This window comes from Allobosea caraganae (assembly GCF_003351345.1).
Lineage (GTDB): Bacteria > Pseudomonadota > Alphaproteobacteria > Rhizobiales > Beijerinckiaceae > Allobosea > Allobosea caraganae.
In genome coordinates this window covers 13,210-28,345 of sequence record NZ_QQTO01000020.1, presented here as the reverse complement: position 1 = coordinate 28,345, position 15,136 = coordinate 13,210, and the positions used below count along the sequence as shown (strand labels likewise).

Below are 15,136 nucleotides of genomic sequence, written 5' to 3'. Positions count from 1 at the left end.
TGGAACGTTGACGGTCGGAGCGGTCGAGCGCGCGCTGAAGATGCTGGAGACGCTGTCGGGCGAGCCCGAGGGCGTCGATCTCGGCGCACTCGCCGAACGGCTCGACCTGCCGGCCTCCGCAACGCATCGCCTGCTCGCGACCTTGGCCGAGCGCGGCTTCGTCACGCAGGATGCCGCCAGCGGCGCCTATGCCCTGACGCTCAAGCTCGCCCTGCTCGCCTTCCGCAATCTCGACCTGCGCCACCTTCCCGATGCCGGCCAGATCGTGCTCGACGGCCTGGCGCGCGCCACCGGCGAATATTGCCGGCTCGCCGTGGTCGAGGGCGAGAATCTCGTCTGGATCGCCCGCGCCCAGGGCGCGACCGCCGGCCTGCGCTACGAGCCGCCGATGGGCTCCGAGATCGTCCTGCACGCCACCGCCACCGGCAAGGCCTGGCTCGCCTCGCTGCCGGAGGACGAGGCGCTGCGCATCGTCTGCGCCCGCGGCTTCCAGGGCCGCACCGGCCCAAACGCCGTCGAAGGCGTCGACGCGCTGCGCGGGCATCTCGACGAGACGCGCCGGCGCGGCTTTGCGCTGGCGGTCGAGGAAGGCGAGCTCGGCGCCGTCGCGCTCGCGACGACCTTTCGCGCCTCGCCCGATGAGCGCGCACCAGTTGCCGGCACGCTCAGCGTCGCCGGCCCGACCGCGCGCATGCAGCCCGAGCGCCACGCCGCGATCTCCGAAGCCCTGCGCAAGGCCGCCGCCGAGATGGCCGAGATCTGGCCACTGCGCCGCCGGCAGAATCCGGGCCAGCAGGTCCCCGCCCTCAACGGCCGTGCCCTCCTCCAGACGGGAGCCCAGGCATGAGCAACGACAGCGCCGCCCTGCCCGCCGTAGCGACCAAGGCCGACGCCTCCGGCAACGCCCGCGCCTGGTTTTCCGCCATCGCCTGGCCGCTGGCGAGCTTCGCCGTGCTGCTGCTCGCCTGGCAATGGCTGGTGCCGATGGCCGGCATCCCCGAATACATCCTGCCGGTGCCGAGCGCCTTCTTCGAGCGGCTCTGGATCGATCGCGCCCTGATCGCGCAGCACACGCTGGTCACCGCCAACGAGATCGTGCTCGGCTTCCTGATGGCGGCGGTGGTCTCGATCCCGCTCGGCTACGTAATCGTCTCCGTGAAGATCCTGGAGAAGGCGATCTACCCGGTCATCGTCTTCTTCCAGCTGGTGCCGAAGATCGCGATCGCGCCGCTCTTCGTCGTCTGGTTCGGCTTCGGCCTGTTCCCGAAGGTGCTGCTGACCTTCCTGCTTTGCTTCTTCCCGACGCTGGTCGCCAGCATGACCGGCTTCCGGGCGCTGGACGAGCGCGTACTTTACCTGACCCGCTCGATGGGCGCCTCCGGCTGGCAGACTTTTCGCTATGTCCGGGTGCCGGCAGCGCTGACCTATATCTTCTCCGGCCTGAAGGTCTCGGCCGTCTTCGCCGCCACCGGCGCGATCGTCGGCGAGTTCGTCGGCGCCAATGCCGGACTGGGCTACCTGCTGCTGCGCGGCACGAGCTTTTTGGACATGCCGCTGATCTTTGCCTGCCTGGTGGCGCTGAGCGTCGTCGGCATCGTCTTCAGCTACCTCGTCGATGGACTGGAGGTCCTGCTGATGCCCTGGCAGCGCAAGGGCTGAACCGCACCGAACAACGCAAACCGGCACAGACCGGACCTGGGAGGAATGAGATGAACAGACGCATGCTGATCACCGCCGCTGCCGCACTCGCGCTCAGCGCCACCACCGTGCTCGCCCAGAGCGGCGGCAAGCCACTCAAGATCACGCTGAACTTCCTCGCGGCCGCGCCCAATGCCGGCTTCATGATGGCCAAGCAGATGGGGCTCTACGAGAAGGCCGGCATCAACCTGACCATCGAGGAGGGCAAGGGCTCCGGCACCACCGCCCAGATGGTCGCGACCGGCCAGACCGATATCGGCTTCGCCGACGCCCCGGCCGCGATGCAGTTGCGCACCAAGGGCGCGCCGGTGAAGATCATCGCACCGGTCCTGCAGACCAACGGCTTCGCCATCATCTCGCTGGAAGACACCGGCATCGCCACGCCCAAGGACCTGATCGGCAAGAAGCTCGCGGTCCAGCCCGGCACCGCGCAGACGACGCTGCTCGACGCGATCCTGGCCAGCAACGGCATCGACAAGGGCAAGGTCGACGTCATCAACATCGATCCCGGCGCCTTCGTCGGCGCGCTGCTGGAGAAGAAGGTCGACGCCATCTTAGGCGGCGCCGATTTCCACTCGGTCCAGATCCGCGAGCGCGGCTTCAAGGTCCGCGACATCTTCTACCGCGACGTCGGCGTCCCCACCGTTGGCCTCTCGATCATCGCCCGCGACGACCGGATCAAGGCCGATGCCGACCTGTTCAAGAAGTTCGTCGAGGTCAGCCTGCAGGGCTGGGACGCGGCGCGGAAGAACCCCGATGCCGCCGCCGACGCCGTCGTGGCGCAATTCCCCTCGGTGAAGAAGGCGCAGGTGCTGGCGCAGTTCGACGTCGTCAACAAGCTGCTCTGTGCGCCGGGCGCCGCCTCGCTCGGCAAGGTGCCGGAGAAGAACTGGAACGTCAGCTTCGAGCTGCTGACCCAGTATCTCGGCCTGCCCAAGGACAAGCCGATCACCGACTACTACACCACCGACCTGGTGCCGGCTTCGGCGCCGTCCTGCTCCTGAGGTGATGGTGAGCCTCGCGACCGCATCGACGAATGGCGCCGCCTCCATCCAGGGGCGCGGCGTCATCAAGACCTTCGGCGGCTTCACCGCCGTCGACGGCCTCGACCTCGACATCAGGAGCGGCGAGTTCGTCAGCCTGATCGGCCCCTCCGGCTGCGGCAAGAGCACGTTCATGCTGATGGCGGCCGGGCTGATACCGGTCAGCGCCGGCGAGTTGCTGGTCGACGGCAAGCGCCTGACCTCGCCGCTGACCGATATCGGCATCGTCTTCCAGGACCATCTGCTGCTGGAATTCAGGACGGCGCTTGAGAACGTCATGCTCCAGGCCGAGATTCGCGGCCTGCCGCTGGCGCCGGCGAAGGAGCGCGCGCTCGAGCTCTTCGCCAAGCTCGGCATCTCGCATGCGGTCGACCGCTATCCCAAGCAGCTCTCCGGCGGCATGCGCCAGCGCGTCTCGATCGCCCGCGCCCTGATCCACAATCCCTCCGTGCTGATGATGGACGAGCCCTTCGGCGCGCTCGACGCCATCACCCGCACGCAGATAAGGCACGACCTCGAAATGCTCTGGCTGGAGACGGCCAAGACCGTCGTCTTCATCACCCACTCGATCGACGAGGCCATCGGCCTTTCCGACCGCGTGCTGGTGATGTCGCCGACGCCCGGCCGCATCGTCGACGAGATCGTCATCGAATTGCCGCGCCCGCGCCCCGCCCATCTCGGCGACTATCCGAGCTTCAACCACTATGCCGACCGCATCCACGACGCTTTCCGCCGCTTCGGCGTGATCAAGTACTGAATCGGCCGCCCGACCGAATTCCCTCTTCGATTCCGGATAAAGCGCCGTCATCCCGGCCGCAGCGAAGCGGAGCGCCGGGATCCATCGTAGAGTGCTGCGCCTTACGATGGATCCCGGAGCTTGCGCGGCTAAAGCCGCTTGTCCGGGATGACGGTGCGTGTGAGTTCGCTGACAGAAGCAATCTGGCTTCCAAGTCAATGCGTCAGGCTCTAGTTTCCGGCCGACAGGAGCATCCCGATGGCCGACCACGATCACCCGCATTCGCACGACCATGACCACGAGCCGCGCTGGAAGCATGACGGCGTCCGCGTCATCACCGGCGACAAGCTCGACTCGAACACGGCGCAGACGCCGGGCATGTTCCGGCAGGCGGCGATCAACCATGCCCGCGTCGGCGCGCAGAAGATCTGGGCCGGCACGGTCTCGATCCAGCCCAACGCCAAGACCGGCGTGCACCACCATGGCGAGCTCGAGAGCGTGATCTACGTGGTACGGGGCAAGGCGCGGATGCGCTGGGGCGAGCGGCTCGAATTCACCGCCGAGGCCGGTCCCGGCGACTTCATCTACGTGCCGCCCTTCGTGCCGCACCAGGAGATCAACGCCAATCCCGACGAGCCGCTCGAATGCGTGCTGGTGCGCTCCGACAACGAGGCCGTGGTGGTCAACATCACCGATGTCGACCCGGTCGAGAAGCCGGAGGCGGTCTACTGGGTCGACCCGATCCACAAGCACCCATAGGGCGCCGGGCGCTGACGGCCCTGCCTCTTTTGAGCTGACAGCCTCTCCCGTCATGGTCGGGCTTGTCCCGACCATCCACGTCTTCGCTCATCGCGGGCGGTGGTCAAGACGTGGGTGCTCGGGACAAGCCCGAGCATGACGGCGTGCTGGGAGAACCCCAGCCCCTCAATCGATCGCGATCATCACGTCGGAAGCCTTGACCACAGCATAAGCATCTTGCCCAACGATGAGCCCGAGCTCGTCCACGGCCGCATTGGTGATCGACGAGGTCACGACCGCGCCGCCGATGTCGATCCGGACATGGGCGGTGGTCGCGCCCTTGGTGATCTCGACGATCCGGCCCTTGAGCTGGTTGCGGGCGCTGATCTTCATGGTGTCTCTCCTCGAATGGCCGCAGGCCAGGCCCGCAGCACGTGCGAGCTCACATGCAGGTGATTGACACGGCTCTCGACGGCACGCAACGATCGCTATATTCGACGGTGTACAACGATAGCGATTTCGAGGGGACGAGAACCATGACAACCCGCCGCCACGTACTCGGCTTTGCCGCCGCCTTCCTGCTCGGAATGGGCTCCGTCGCCAGCACCGCCCAGGCGCAGAGCAAGGACCTTGTCATCTTCGCCGCCGCCAGCCTGAAGAACGCGCTCGACGAGGCCGCCGCGGGCTGGGTCAAGGAGAGCGGCAAGCCGGCTCCAAAAATCTCCTATGCGGCCAGCAACGCGCTCGCCAAGCAGCTCGAGCAGGGCGCCCCGGCCGACATCTTCATGTCCGCCGACCTCGACTGGATGGACTACGCGGCCTCCAAGAGCCTGATCAAGCCCGACACCCGCGTCAGCCTGCTCGCCAACCGCATCGCGCTGGTCGCGGCCAAGGACTCGACCGCCAAGGTCGATCTCAAGTCCGGCGTCGACCTCGCCGCCATTCTCGGCTCCGGCCGCCTCGCCATGGGCAATGTCGACTCGGTGCCGGCCGGCAAATACGGCAAGGCCGCGCTGGAGAAGCTCGGCGGCTGGGACAAGGTCAAGGACAAGGTGGCGCAGGCCGACAACGTCCGCGCCGCCCTCCTGCTGGTCTCGCGCGGCGAGGCCCCGCTCGGCATCGTCTACACCACCGACGCCGCCGCCGACCCGCAGGTCAAGGTCGTCGCGACCTTCCCGGAGGATTCGCATCCGCCGATCATCTATCCCGTCGCCGTCACCAAGGATTCGGCCAACCCCGACGCCCAGGCCTTCCTGACCTATCTGCGCGGCCCGGCCGCCAAGGGCGCCTTCGAGAAGCAGGGCTTCACGGTGCTGAACAAGGCTGCCAGCTCTTCGTGAGCGACTGGCTGTCACCTGAAGAATGGACGGCGGTCAGGCTCAGCCTGATCGTCGCGACCACGGCGATGCTGGCGAGCCTGCCTTTCGGGGTCGGGGTCGCCTTTTTGCTGGCGCGCGGCAAGTTCTGGGGCAAGTCCCTGCTCGACGCGCTAGTCCACCTGCCGCTGATCATGCCGCCGGTCGTGACCGGCTATTTGCTGCTGATCGGCTTCGGCCGGCGCGGGCCGATCGGCCAGTTCCTCTATGAATGGTTCGGCATCGTCCTGTCCTTCCGTTGGACCGGCGCTGCGCTCGCCGCCGCCGTGATGGGCTTCCCGCTGATGGTGCGCGCCATCCGCCTCTCGATCGAGGCGGTCGACCGCAAGCTCGAGGATGCCGCCGGCACGCTCGGCGCCAATCCGTTCTGGGTCTTCGCCGTGGTGACCCTGCCGCTCTGCCTGCCCGGCATCGTCGTCGGCATGATCCTGTGCTTCGCCAAGGCGATGGGCGAGTTCGGCGCCACCATCACCTTCGTCTCGAACATCCCCGGCGAGACCCAGACCCTGCCCTCGGCGATCTACACCTTCACTCAGGTGCCCGGCGGCGACGCCGGCGCGATGCGGCTCACCCTGATCTCGATCGCGATCTCGGTCGCAGCTTTGTTCCTCTCCGAATTGCTGGCCCGCTTCGTCGGGCGCCGGATCGCGATCGAATGAGCCCGCTCCTCGATATCGCGGTCGAGCACAAGCTCGGCAGCTTCACGCTCGACGCCAGCTTCACCTCGGACGGGCGGCTGACGGCGCTGTTCGGCCGCTCCGGCTCGGGCAAGACCTCGCTGGTCAACGTTATCGGCGGTCTGATCCGGCCCCAAGTCGGGCACGTCATCGTCGATGGCCAGGTGCTGGTCGACACCAGGCGCGGCATCTTCGTGCCGAAGCATCGCCGCCGCATCGGCTATGTCTTCCAGGAAGCCAGGCTCTTCCCGCATCTCACGGTGCGCCAAAACCTGCTCTTCGGCCGCTGGTTCACGCCGAAGGCCGAGACCGACGGCAAGGACCTGCCGGCTGTGCTCGACCTGCTCGGCATCGGACATCTGCTCGATCGCCGCCCGACCGGCCTCTCCGGCGGCGAGAAGCAGCGCGTCGCCATTGGCCGCGCCCTGCTCGCTCGCCCGCGCCTGCTGCTGATGGACGAGCCGCTCGCCTCGCTCGACGAAGCCCGCAAGGCCGAAATCCTGCCCTATATCGAGCGCCTACGCGACGAGATGGCGATCCCGATCGTCTACGTCTCGCATTCCGCCGCCGAGGTGGCGCGGCTCGCAACCACGCTCGCGATCGTCGACCAGGGCGCGATCAAGGCCTGCGGCCCGACCGCGGAGGTGATGTCGCGGCTCGACATGGCGCGATTGCCGGGCGCGCCTGAAGCGAGTTCGCTGCTGGAGGCCAAGGTCATCGGGTTCGACGCCGAATATGGGCTGACGCGACTCGAGACGCGTGCTGGAACGCTGCAGGTGGCGCGCGCGGGGCTCGCTTTGGGAAGCACGCTCCGCGTCCGCATCCTGGCGAGCGACGTTATGGTCAGCCTGAGCCCCCTCGATGGCATCAGCGCGCTCAACGTGCTGGCCGGCACCGTAGCCGAGATCGGCGAGCGCAGCGAGGCTGGCGCCGTCGACCTGCGCATCGACTGCAATGGCGAGATGATCGTTGCGCGGCTGACGGCGAAATCCGTCGCGGCGCTCGCACTGAAGTCCGGCAGCCCGGTCTATGCGGTGATCAAAAGCGTCTCGATCGACGCGCCCTGACGATAGCCGCATGAAGCGTGGGAGCCCTCTCCTGTAAGGAGAGGGTTGGGGTGAGGTGTCGGCCGCTGGACACTGCTGCCGTACCCCGACCGCTGCAACCGCAGCGCCTCACTGGTATTCTGGCCTACACCTCACCCTGCCCTCTCCTTACAGGAGAGGGTTCCCCGCGCTATGGAAGCCGACCGCCGCGCTATAACCCACCGCATACATCGCAACATCGTCCCCGAGCGATGCCACAACCCACAAACCCGGCTAAGCTGGCACCTTCCAACAAGGACCCGCCGATGCCCGAGTCGCCCTTCCTCCCTGCCGTGAAAATGAGTCTCCGGCTCGATTTCGCGCCCGGCGGCCGGCTTGGCCCGGGCAAGGTCGCGTTGCTGGAGGCAGTCGCCGAGACGGGCTCGATCTCGGGTGCCGGGCGAGCGATGGTCATGTCCTACCGCCGTGCCTGGCTGCTGATCGACGACCTCAACCGCATGTTCAGGACGCCGCTGGTCGAGGCCCAACCCGGCGGCGCCAAGGGCGGCGGCGCCGAGCTCACCCCGCTCGGCCGCGAGGTCGTGGCGCATTACCGCGCCATCGAGAGCAAGGCGCTGAAGGCCGGCTCGCTGCATGTCGAGGCGTTGCGGGAGCTGATCGACCGCGAGCCGGCGGCCGGCGAAGCCTGATCCCCCCGACGTCACCCGGCGCTCCGCTTCGTCGCGGCCGAGATGACGGCGCGCATTTTTCTGAAACCGCGACACTGCGCCCCTTGACCTTCCCATGATGGGAAGGACCATATGACCTGTCATCAGCTCAGGAGAGACGTGATGACGATGGCGAAGACAGCGAGCGGCCAGGCCCTCGATATCCAGATCGGCGGCATGCATTGCGCCGGCTGCGTCGGCCGTGTCGAGCGCGCGCTCAAGGCCGTGCCGGGCGTTGCCGACGCGAGCGTCAACCTCGCGACCGAGCGCGCCCATGTCACCCTGGCTGAGGCCGGGCCGGCAGCCGGCGCGATCGCCGAGGCGCTCCGCGGCGCGGGCTATGAGGCGGCCGGCAGCACGATCGAACTCTCCGTCAGCGGCATGACCTGCGCCTCCTGCGTCGGCCGCGTCGAGGCGGCGCTGAAGGCCGTGCCCGGCGTTGCCAGCGCGAGCGTCAACCTCGCGACCGGGCGCGCCGCGGTGCAGGGCTTCGGCAACGATTTGACGCCGCGGCTGATCGCGGCCGTGAAGGCCGCCGGCTACGAGGCCGCACCGGTCAGCCCCGGTAGCGATACCTCGGATCGCGAACAGCAGGCCCGCGAGGCCGAGCAGGCCAGCCTGAAGCGTGCCGTCATCATCGCGGCAATCGCCACCTTGCCCTTGCTCGTCATCGAGATGGGCTCGCACCTGTTCCCGGTGCTGCACCATGTCCTCGCCGGCAGCATCGGCGAGCAGCCGGTGAGGCTCTTCTCCTTCGCGCTGGCGAGCTTCGTCCAGTTCGGGCCCGGCCTGCGCTTCCTGCAGAAGGGCTGGCCGGCCCTGCTGCGCGGCGCGCCGGACATGAACTCGTTGGTCATGCTCGGCACCAGCGCGGCCTATCTCTATTCGGTGGTCGCAACCTTCGCGCCCGGCCTGCTGCCGGATGGCACCGCCTACACCTATTTTGAGGCCGGCGCGGTCATCGTCACGCTGATCCTGACCGGGCGCTGGTTCGAGGCGCGCGCCAAGGGCCGCACCAGCGAGGCGATCCGCCATCTGATGTCATTGCAGGCCAAGTCGGCCCGCGTGCTGCGCGACGGCGTCGAGAGCGACCTCGCCATCGAGGCGGTCGTGCCCGGCGACATCGTCATCGTCCGGCCGGGCGAGCGCATCCCGGTCGATGGCTCCGTCCTCGACGGGCTCTCCTATGTCGACGAGGCGATGATCACCGGCGAGCCCGTCCCCGTCCGCAAGGAGCCGGGCGCGGCAGTCACCGGCGGCACGATCAACGGCACCGGCGCCTTCCGCTTCACGGTGCTGAAGGTTGGCGCCGACACGGTGCTGGCCCAGATCGTCCGCACGGTCGAGGCGGCGCAGGGCGCCAAGCTGCCGATCCAGGCCCTGGTCGACAAGGTGACGATGTGGTTCGTCCCGGCCGTGATCGCGCTCGCTCTGATCACCTTCGCGGTCTGGATGGTGTTCGGCCCGAGCCCGGCCTTCGCCCATGCGCTGGTCAATGCGGTCGCGGTGCTGATCATCGCCTGCCCCTGCGCCATGGGTTTGGCGACGCCGACTTCGATCATGGTCGGCACCGGCAAGGGTGCCGAGCTCGGCATCCTGTTCCGCCAGGGCGAGGCCTTGCAGGGCCTGAAGGACGCAAAGATCGTCGCCTTCGACAAGACCGGCACGCTGACCAAGGGCAAGCCGGAGCTGACCGATATCGCCGCCGCGCCGGGCTTCGGCGAGGACGAGGCGCTGCGCCTGATCGCCTCGATCGAGGCCCGCTCCGAGCACCCGCTGGCCGAGGCCATCGTCGCCGAGGCACGCAGGCGCGGCCTGACGCTGGCCGAACCGCAGGGCTTCTCCGGCGAGCCCGGCGTCGGCGTCAGCGGCATGGTCGATGGCAAGCGCGTCGAGATCGGTGCCGCCAGACTGATGCAGCGGCTCAAGATCGATGTCGCCAGCTTCACGGAAACGGCAGAACGCCTGGCCGATGCCGGCAAGACGCCGCTCTATGCCGCGGTCGACGGCAGGCTCGCCGCCATCGTCGCAATTGCCGATCCGATCAAGGAGACGACGCCCGACGCCATCGCCGCCCTGCACAAGCTCGGCCTGCGCGTCGCCATGGTCACGGGCGACAACCGCCGCACCGCCGAGGCCATCGCCAAGCGGCTCGGCATCGACGAGGTCCGGGCCGAGGTACTGCCCGCGCAGAAGGCCGAGATCGTCAAGGCGATGCAGGCTGATGGCACCGGCGTCGCCTTCGTCGGCGACGGCATCAACGACGCCCCTGCCCTGGCTCAGGCCGATATCGGCATCGCCATCGGCACCGGCACGGATATCGCCATCGAGAGCGCCGATATCGTGCTGATGTCGGGGGACCTCAACGGCGTGCCCAAGGCCATCGCCCTGTCGCAGGCAACCATCGCCAATATCCGGCAGAACCTGGCCTGGGCCTTCGGCTATAACGTGCTGCTGATCCCGGTCGCGGCCGGCGCACTCTATCCTGCCTTCGGCATCCTGATGTCGCCGATGGTCGCCGGGCTGGCGATGGCGCTCTCCAGCGTCAGCGTGCTGACCAATGCGCTCAGGCTCAAGCGCTTCCGGGCGCCTGTCGCCGAGCGACCCGCGCCGCCACCCGAGGCGCGGCTGGCACCGGCTGAGTGACGAAGCGAGGATCGCCATGAATATCGGAGAAGCAGCCAGCGCATCCGGCGTCAGCGCCAAGATGATCCGCTACTACGAGAGCATCGGCCTGATCGAGCCGCCCGCGCGCACCGAGGCCGGCTACCGCGTCTATGCCGGCGAGGACGTGCACGCCCTGCGCTTCGTCAAGCGGGCCCGCACGCTCGGCTTCTCGATCGAGGAGACGCGCGAGCTGCTGGCGCTCTGGCACGACAAGAGCCGCGCCAGCGCCGACGTGAAGGCTTTCGCCCTGAAGCATATCGGCGAACTCGAAACCAAGATCGCCGAATTGCAGGGCATGGCCCAGACGCTCCGGCACCTCGCCCACAATTGCCATGGCGACCACCGGCCGGACTGCCCGATCCTTGAGGATCTGGCCGACCCGGCCGGGGCCGGTCGTCACTAGGGCGGGCCAGCAGCTCAACGTCATTGCGAGGAGCGCAGCGACGAAGCAATCCAGGAGGACTGGGCGCTTGGCGGCCCCTGGATTGCTTCGCTACGCTCGCAATGACGATGAACGCCCGCTCAGCGCTCGATCATCTTGTTCCAGCGGCTGTTCCATTCCGGCCGCTTGGCGTTGATCGCGTCCCAGTCCAGCGTCACCGCGGTCTTCATGAAGCCGTGGAAGGCCTCGAGCTTCTTCTCGGCCTCGGGCGTCGAGGCCTTGGCCTTGGTGTTCGAGGGCACGACGTTGCCGGCGGCGAGCGCCTTCGACTGGGCATCGGCCGAGAGCAGGTAGGCGGCGAGCTTCTGCGACAGCTCCGGCTCCGAGTTGTTGGCGATGACGCATTGCGCCACCATCAGCACGACCGATCCCTCCTTCGGCTGGGCGTATTCGACGCCGATGCCCTTCTCCTTCAAGGTCGCGATCGCGGTCGGGGTCAGCGGGAAGATCGCCGCCTCGCCGGTCTGGGCCATCTCGGAGATCTTGGCCGAGCTCGGGATGAACTCGATGACGTTCTTGCCGATCGTGTCACGGAACTTGCTGAAGCCCGGCTCGACATTGGCTTCCGTGCCGCCTTGGATGCGGTTGAACATCAGGAAGGCGTGCAGGCCGAAGGAGGAGGCCGAGGCCGACTGGAACACGACCTTGTCCTTGAACTTCGGATCGGCCAGATCCATCCACGAGGTCGGCGCGGCCCAGCCCTTCTCGTCGAACAGCTTCTTGTTATAGCCGAGCCCGGTCATGCCGAGGTCGATGCCAACGGCCATGTCGTCCTTCATGCGGGTCCCGTTAGCGAGTTCGCCGAGCTCCGGACCGGCCTTGAGCTTCTCGCACAGGCCGGCGCCGATGGCGCGGACCATGACGCCGTCATCGAGGAACATCACGTGCATCTGCGGCTTGTCCTTGGCCGCGGTCGCCTTGGCCAGGATGTCCGAGGAGGTGCCGGGCACGACCACGAGTTTGACGTTGTTGGCCTTCTCGAAATCCGGGAAGACGGCTTGCGTGAAGGTCTTCTCGAAATTGCCGCCGTTCATGCCGACATAGAGCGTCTTGGTCTGGGCGCTCGCCGTGCCGGCGGCGGCCAGCGCGAAGGCAGCGACGGTGGTCGCCAAAGCGGTTCGACGGTTGATCATGAGTTGAACTCCCCTGCTTGTTGCGGCTCTGAATTTTGCCCCGCACCCGAGCCTGGGTGAGTGCGGGCGGAAGTCGGATTGCCGAAGCGGCCGATCGAGAAGGCCTCGATCGGCGTCGAGGTCGCGCCATCGCGGACGAGCTCGGCCAGCACCTCGCCGACGCCGGGCGCGATCTGGAAGCCGGCGCCGGTGAAGCCGAAGGCGTGGAACAGGCCGGGCGTGGTCAGGCTCGGGCCGATGACCGGGTTCTTGTCCGGCGTCGCGGCTTCGGTGCCGGTCCAGAAGCGGATGGCATGGGCGTGACGCAGACCGGGAAACAGCTCAGCCGCGTGGTTCATGATCGCGAGTGCGCCGTCGCCGCGCGGCCGCGAGAAATCGGGATCGTCCAGCGGCAGGCCGCGCTCGCCGCCGACGACGCAATTGCCGCGCTCGACCTGGCGGGCATAGATGCCGCCGCCCTCCATGCCGATATTGACTGAGATGACCGGGTCGAGCGGCTCGGTCACCACCATCGAGGGATAGATGCGCGAGATCGGCGCCGCCTCGCCGAAGGCTTCGGCGAAGGCTCCGGCCCAGGCGCCGGCACTGTTGATGACGTAGCGCGCCTTCAACGAAAGACCGTCGCCCGCCTCTAGCGCGAAGCCCGAGCCATTTCGCGTAACGCCTTGAACCGGCGTGCTTTCCAGCACATGCACGCCGGCCCGGCGCGCGGCGGCGGCAAATCCCGTCGAGACCAGGCGCGGGTTGGCGTGGCCGTCGCCCGCACAGAAGGAAGCGCCGAGGATATCGCCGCCGATCCAGCCAAAGCGCTCGCGCAACCCGTTATGGCCGATCAACTCGAGATCGAGCCCATGACCCTCGACGCTCCGCTTGTAGGCTTCGAGCGTGGCCATGTCGGCCTCGCTGCGGGCCAGCTTGAGATGGCCGGAGCGCAGGAACTCACCATCGATGCCGATCTGCGCCTTCAGCCGCGGCCAAACGGCATGGGCCCGTTGCGACAGCGGCAATTGCTCCACCGGCCGACCCTGCCGGCGCACGCCGCCATAGTTCACGCCGCTGGCTTGCGCACCGCAATAGCCCTTGTCGAGCAGGGCGACGGAAAAGCCCATGCCGCGAAGCGCCAGCGCGGCCGAACTGCCGACCAACCCGCCGCCGATGATCGCGACGTCGATATCGAGATGCCGGCTCATTCCGCCGCCTCGCGCGCTATTTCGCCAAGCGCGAGCGTCAGCGGGATCGGCTTGATCGGCGCCTGGCTGCGCAGCCGGCCGACCGCATCGATGGCGCGCCCGGTCTCGGCCGCCAGCAATTCGGCCGCGGCGGCGCCGCACATCCGGCCCTGGCAGCGGCCCATGCCGACGCGGCTGACAGCCTTGAGCCGGTTGACCTCGCTGAGCGAGAAATCGGCGGCGGCGCGACGCAACTCGCCGGCGCTGACCTCCTCGCACCGGCAGACCAGCGTCTCGTCGGCAATATCCTTCGCCCAATGCGCCGGGAACGGAAAGGCAGCCTCCAGCACATCGCGAAAGCGGCTGACGCGGGCGAGCGAGTGCTCGATGGCCGCCGCTCGCTCCGGCCGATGCGGCAGGCCGCGATCCTCCAGGAGCGCCAGCGCGGCGCGCTCGCCAGACAGTTCCGCCGCATCGGCACCGGCAATGCTCGCGCCATCGCCGGCGAGGTAAACGCCATCCGCGCTGCTGCGCCCCGCGGCATCCCGCTCCGGCAACCAGGCGCGGTCGCGTTGATCGAAGCGGAAGCGGCAGCCGGCGAGATCGGCGAGTTGCGTCTCGGAGCGCAGCGCCAGCCCGTAGCCGGCGCCGTCGCAGGCGAGGTGCATCTCGCCGCCGCCCTCGCGCCAGGCGATGCCCTCGACCCGCTCCCCGCCCTCGATGCGGACATCGCTGACGCCATAACGCAGCGCGACGCCCTTGAGCTTGAGCTCCGCCGTCATCCGCATGCCGCGCAGGACGACAGCTGGTTCCAGCACCAGGCCGCGCAGCAGGTTGAGCTTGGCCGAAAATGGCGCGGTATCGAGCACTGCCGCAACAGAGACGCCAGCCTTCATGTACTGCCAGGCGACGAGATAGAGCAGCGGCCCGGAGCCGATGAACACCACCTTCGCGCCGATGGCGCAGCCCTGCGCCTTGAGCGCGATCTGCGTGCCACCGAGCGTGAAGACGCCCGGCAAGGTCCAGCCGGGGATCGGCAAGGTCCGGTCGGTCGCGCCGGTGGCGAGAATCAGCCCGTCATAGGCGACCTGCCGGCTCGCACCGCCGACGGCGATATCGGCTTTGCCCTCGCGCAGGCTCCAGAGCAACGCCTGTGGCCAGTAGTCGATGCGATCGGTGAGGGCAGCGAAATCGCGGTGCAGCCCCTCGGCCTTGGCCGCTTCCGAGCCATAGAGCGCCACGCTGCTGCGCTCGTCCGGCACGAGGCGCTGGCGATAGATCTGGCCGCCGCAGCTAGGGGCCTCGTCGACGACGAGCGGGCGCAAGCCCACCTCGGCGAGCGCCTGCGCAGCGCGGATGCCGGCCGGGCCGGCGCCGACGATCAGCGGTTGCGGGCGCGCGCTCATGCCGCCCTCGCCTTGGCCGTGACGATGCGCATGCCGGCGACGAGCACGGTCGAGCAGGCACGCAGGCGCTCGCCGCCCTCCAGCACCACCCAGCAATCCTGGCAGGCGCCCATCTGGCAGAAGCCGGCGCGCGGGCTGGCCGAGAACTCGCTGAAGCGCAGTATCTCGGCTTGGCTCAGGATCGCGGTCAGTAGGGTGTCGCCCTCCCTGCCCTCGCAAGCCGCGCCATCGAGCGTGAAGGCGATGGCGGGATGGTCCTTGCGGGCGATGCGGTGAAGCAGCGGCATGGGTCAGTGCC

Annotated in this window: 16 protein-coding genes; 11 read left to right on the top strand and 5 right to left on the bottom strand. The window is 68.1% G+C overall.

Annotated features, from left to right (window positions below; all coding sequences use genetic code 11):
- Positions 1–7 precede the first annotated feature (7 nt).
- The 5 genes from DWF00_RS13130 to DWF00_RS13110 all read left to right on the top strand — a co-directional run bounded on the left by DWF00_RS13130 (position 8) and on the right by DWF00_RS13110 (position 4,236).
- Positions 8–847, top strand: a complete 840-nt coding sequence (locus DWF00_RS13130; RefSeq protein WP_114831325.1) for an IclR family transcriptional regulator — start codon at positions 8–10, stop codon at positions 845–847.
- Positions 844–1,659, top strand: coding sequence for an ABC transporter permease (locus DWF00_RS13125; RefSeq protein WP_114831324.1), 816 nt, complete (start codon positions 844–846; stop codon positions 1,657–1,659). The genes DWF00_RS13130 and DWF00_RS13125 overlap by 4 nt, the downstream gene beginning before the upstream one ends.
- Positions 1,660–1,709: 50 nt before the next feature.
- Positions 1,710–2,702, top strand: a complete 993-nt coding sequence (locus tag DWF00_RS13120; RefSeq protein WP_114831323.1) for an ABC transporter substrate-binding protein — start codon at positions 1,710–1,712, stop codon at positions 2,700–2,702.
- Between the two features lie 4 nt (positions 2,703–2,706).
- Positions 2,707–3,498, top strand: a complete 792-nt coding sequence (locus DWF00_RS13115; RefSeq protein WP_114831322.1) for an ABC transporter ATP-binding protein — start codon at positions 2,707–2,709, stop codon at positions 3,496–3,498.
- A gap of 237 nt (positions 3,499–3,735) precedes the next feature.
- A complete protein-coding gene (locus DWF00_RS13110; RefSeq protein ID WP_114831321.1) occupies positions 3,736–4,236 on the top strand; it encodes a cupin domain-containing protein in 501 nt (166 codons plus the stop codon).
- Between the two features lie 165 nt (positions 4,237–4,401).
- Here the strand turns inward: DWF00_RS13110 and DWF00_RS13105 are convergent, their stop codons facing one another.
- Positions 4,402–4,608, bottom strand: coding sequence for a TOBE domain-containing protein (locus tag DWF00_RS13105; protein ID WP_114831320.1), 207 nt, complete (start codon positions 4,606–4,608; stop codon positions 4,402–4,404).
- A gap of 143 nt (positions 4,609–4,751) precedes the next feature.
- Between DWF00_RS13105 and modA the strand changes: the two genes are divergently transcribed.
- From modA to cueR, 6 genes are all read left to right on the top strand, one after another.
- Entirely contained in the window at positions 4,752–5,555 is an 804-nt protein-coding gene (gene modA / locus DWF00_RS13100; RefSeq protein ID WP_114831319.1) for a molybdate ABC transporter substrate-binding protein, read from the top strand.
- Positions 5,552–6,250 (top strand): molybdate ABC transporter permease subunit, encoded by a 699-nt coding sequence (modB, locus tag DWF00_RS13095; RefSeq protein WP_114831318.1) that lies wholly within the window; start codon positions 5,552–5,554, stop codon positions 6,248–6,250. The genes modA and modB overlap by 4 nt, the downstream gene beginning before the upstream one ends.
- Positions 6,247–7,335 carry a molybdenum ABC transporter ATP-binding protein gene (gene modC / locus DWF00_RS13090; RefSeq protein WP_114831317.1) on the top strand — a complete coding sequence of 363 codons (1,089 nt, stop codon included), beginning with the start codon at positions 6,247–6,249 and terminating at the stop codon, positions 7,333–7,335. The genes modB and modC overlap by 4 nt, the downstream gene beginning before the upstream one ends.
- Positions 7,336–7,619: 284 nt before the next feature.
- Positions 7,620–8,003: a winged helix-turn-helix domain-containing protein gene (locus DWF00_RS13085; RefSeq protein WP_114831316.1), complete on the top strand. Its 384-nt coding sequence runs from the start codon at positions 7,620–7,622 to the stop codon at positions 8,001–8,003.
- A gap of 141 nt (positions 8,004–8,144) precedes the next feature.
- A complete protein-coding gene (locus tag DWF00_RS13080) occupies positions 8,145–10,667 on the top strand; it encodes a heavy metal translocating P-type ATPase (RefSeq protein ID WP_210207919.1) in 2,523 nt (840 codons plus the stop codon).
- 16 nt (positions 10,668–10,683) lie between these two features.
- Positions 10,684–11,091: a Cu(I)-responsive transcriptional regulator gene (gene cueR / locus DWF00_RS13075; RefSeq protein ID WP_114831315.1), complete on the top strand. Its 408-nt coding sequence runs from the start codon at positions 10,684–10,686 to the stop codon at positions 11,089–11,091.
- A gap of 119 nt (positions 11,092–11,210) precedes the next feature.
- Here the strand turns inward: cueR and DWF00_RS13070 are convergent, their stop codons facing one another.
- The 4 genes from DWF00_RS13070 to DWF00_RS13055 are packed head-to-tail and all read right to left on the bottom strand — an operon-like array spanning position 11,211 to position 15,125.
- Positions 11,211–12,263, bottom strand: a complete 1,053-nt coding sequence (locus tag DWF00_RS13070; RefSeq protein ID WP_114831314.1) for an ABC transporter substrate-binding protein — start codon at positions 12,261–12,263, stop codon at positions 11,211–11,213.
- The gene (locus DWF00_RS13065; protein WP_114831313.1) at positions 12,260–13,453 is read right to left on the bottom strand and encodes an NAD(P)/FAD-dependent oxidoreductase; all 1,194 of its coding nucleotides are present in this window, start codon (positions 13,451–13,453) and stop codon (positions 12,260–12,262) included. The genes DWF00_RS13070 and DWF00_RS13065 overlap by 4 nt, the downstream gene beginning before the upstream one ends.
- Positions 13,450–14,838, bottom strand: coding sequence for an FAD/NAD(P)-dependent oxidoreductase (locus tag DWF00_RS13060; RefSeq protein WP_114831312.1), 1,389 nt, complete (start codon positions 14,836–14,838; stop codon positions 13,450–13,452). Before DWF00_RS13060 ends, DWF00_RS13065 begins: the two co-directional genes overlap by 4 nt.
- Positions 14,835–15,125 carry a (2Fe-2S)-binding protein gene (locus DWF00_RS13055; RefSeq protein ID WP_114831311.1) on the bottom strand — a complete coding sequence of 97 codons (291 nt, stop codon included), beginning with the start codon at positions 15,123–15,125 and terminating at the stop codon, positions 14,835–14,837. The genes DWF00_RS13060 and DWF00_RS13055 overlap by 4 nt, the downstream gene beginning before the upstream one ends.
- Between the last annotated feature and the right edge of the window lie 11 nt (positions 15,126–15,136).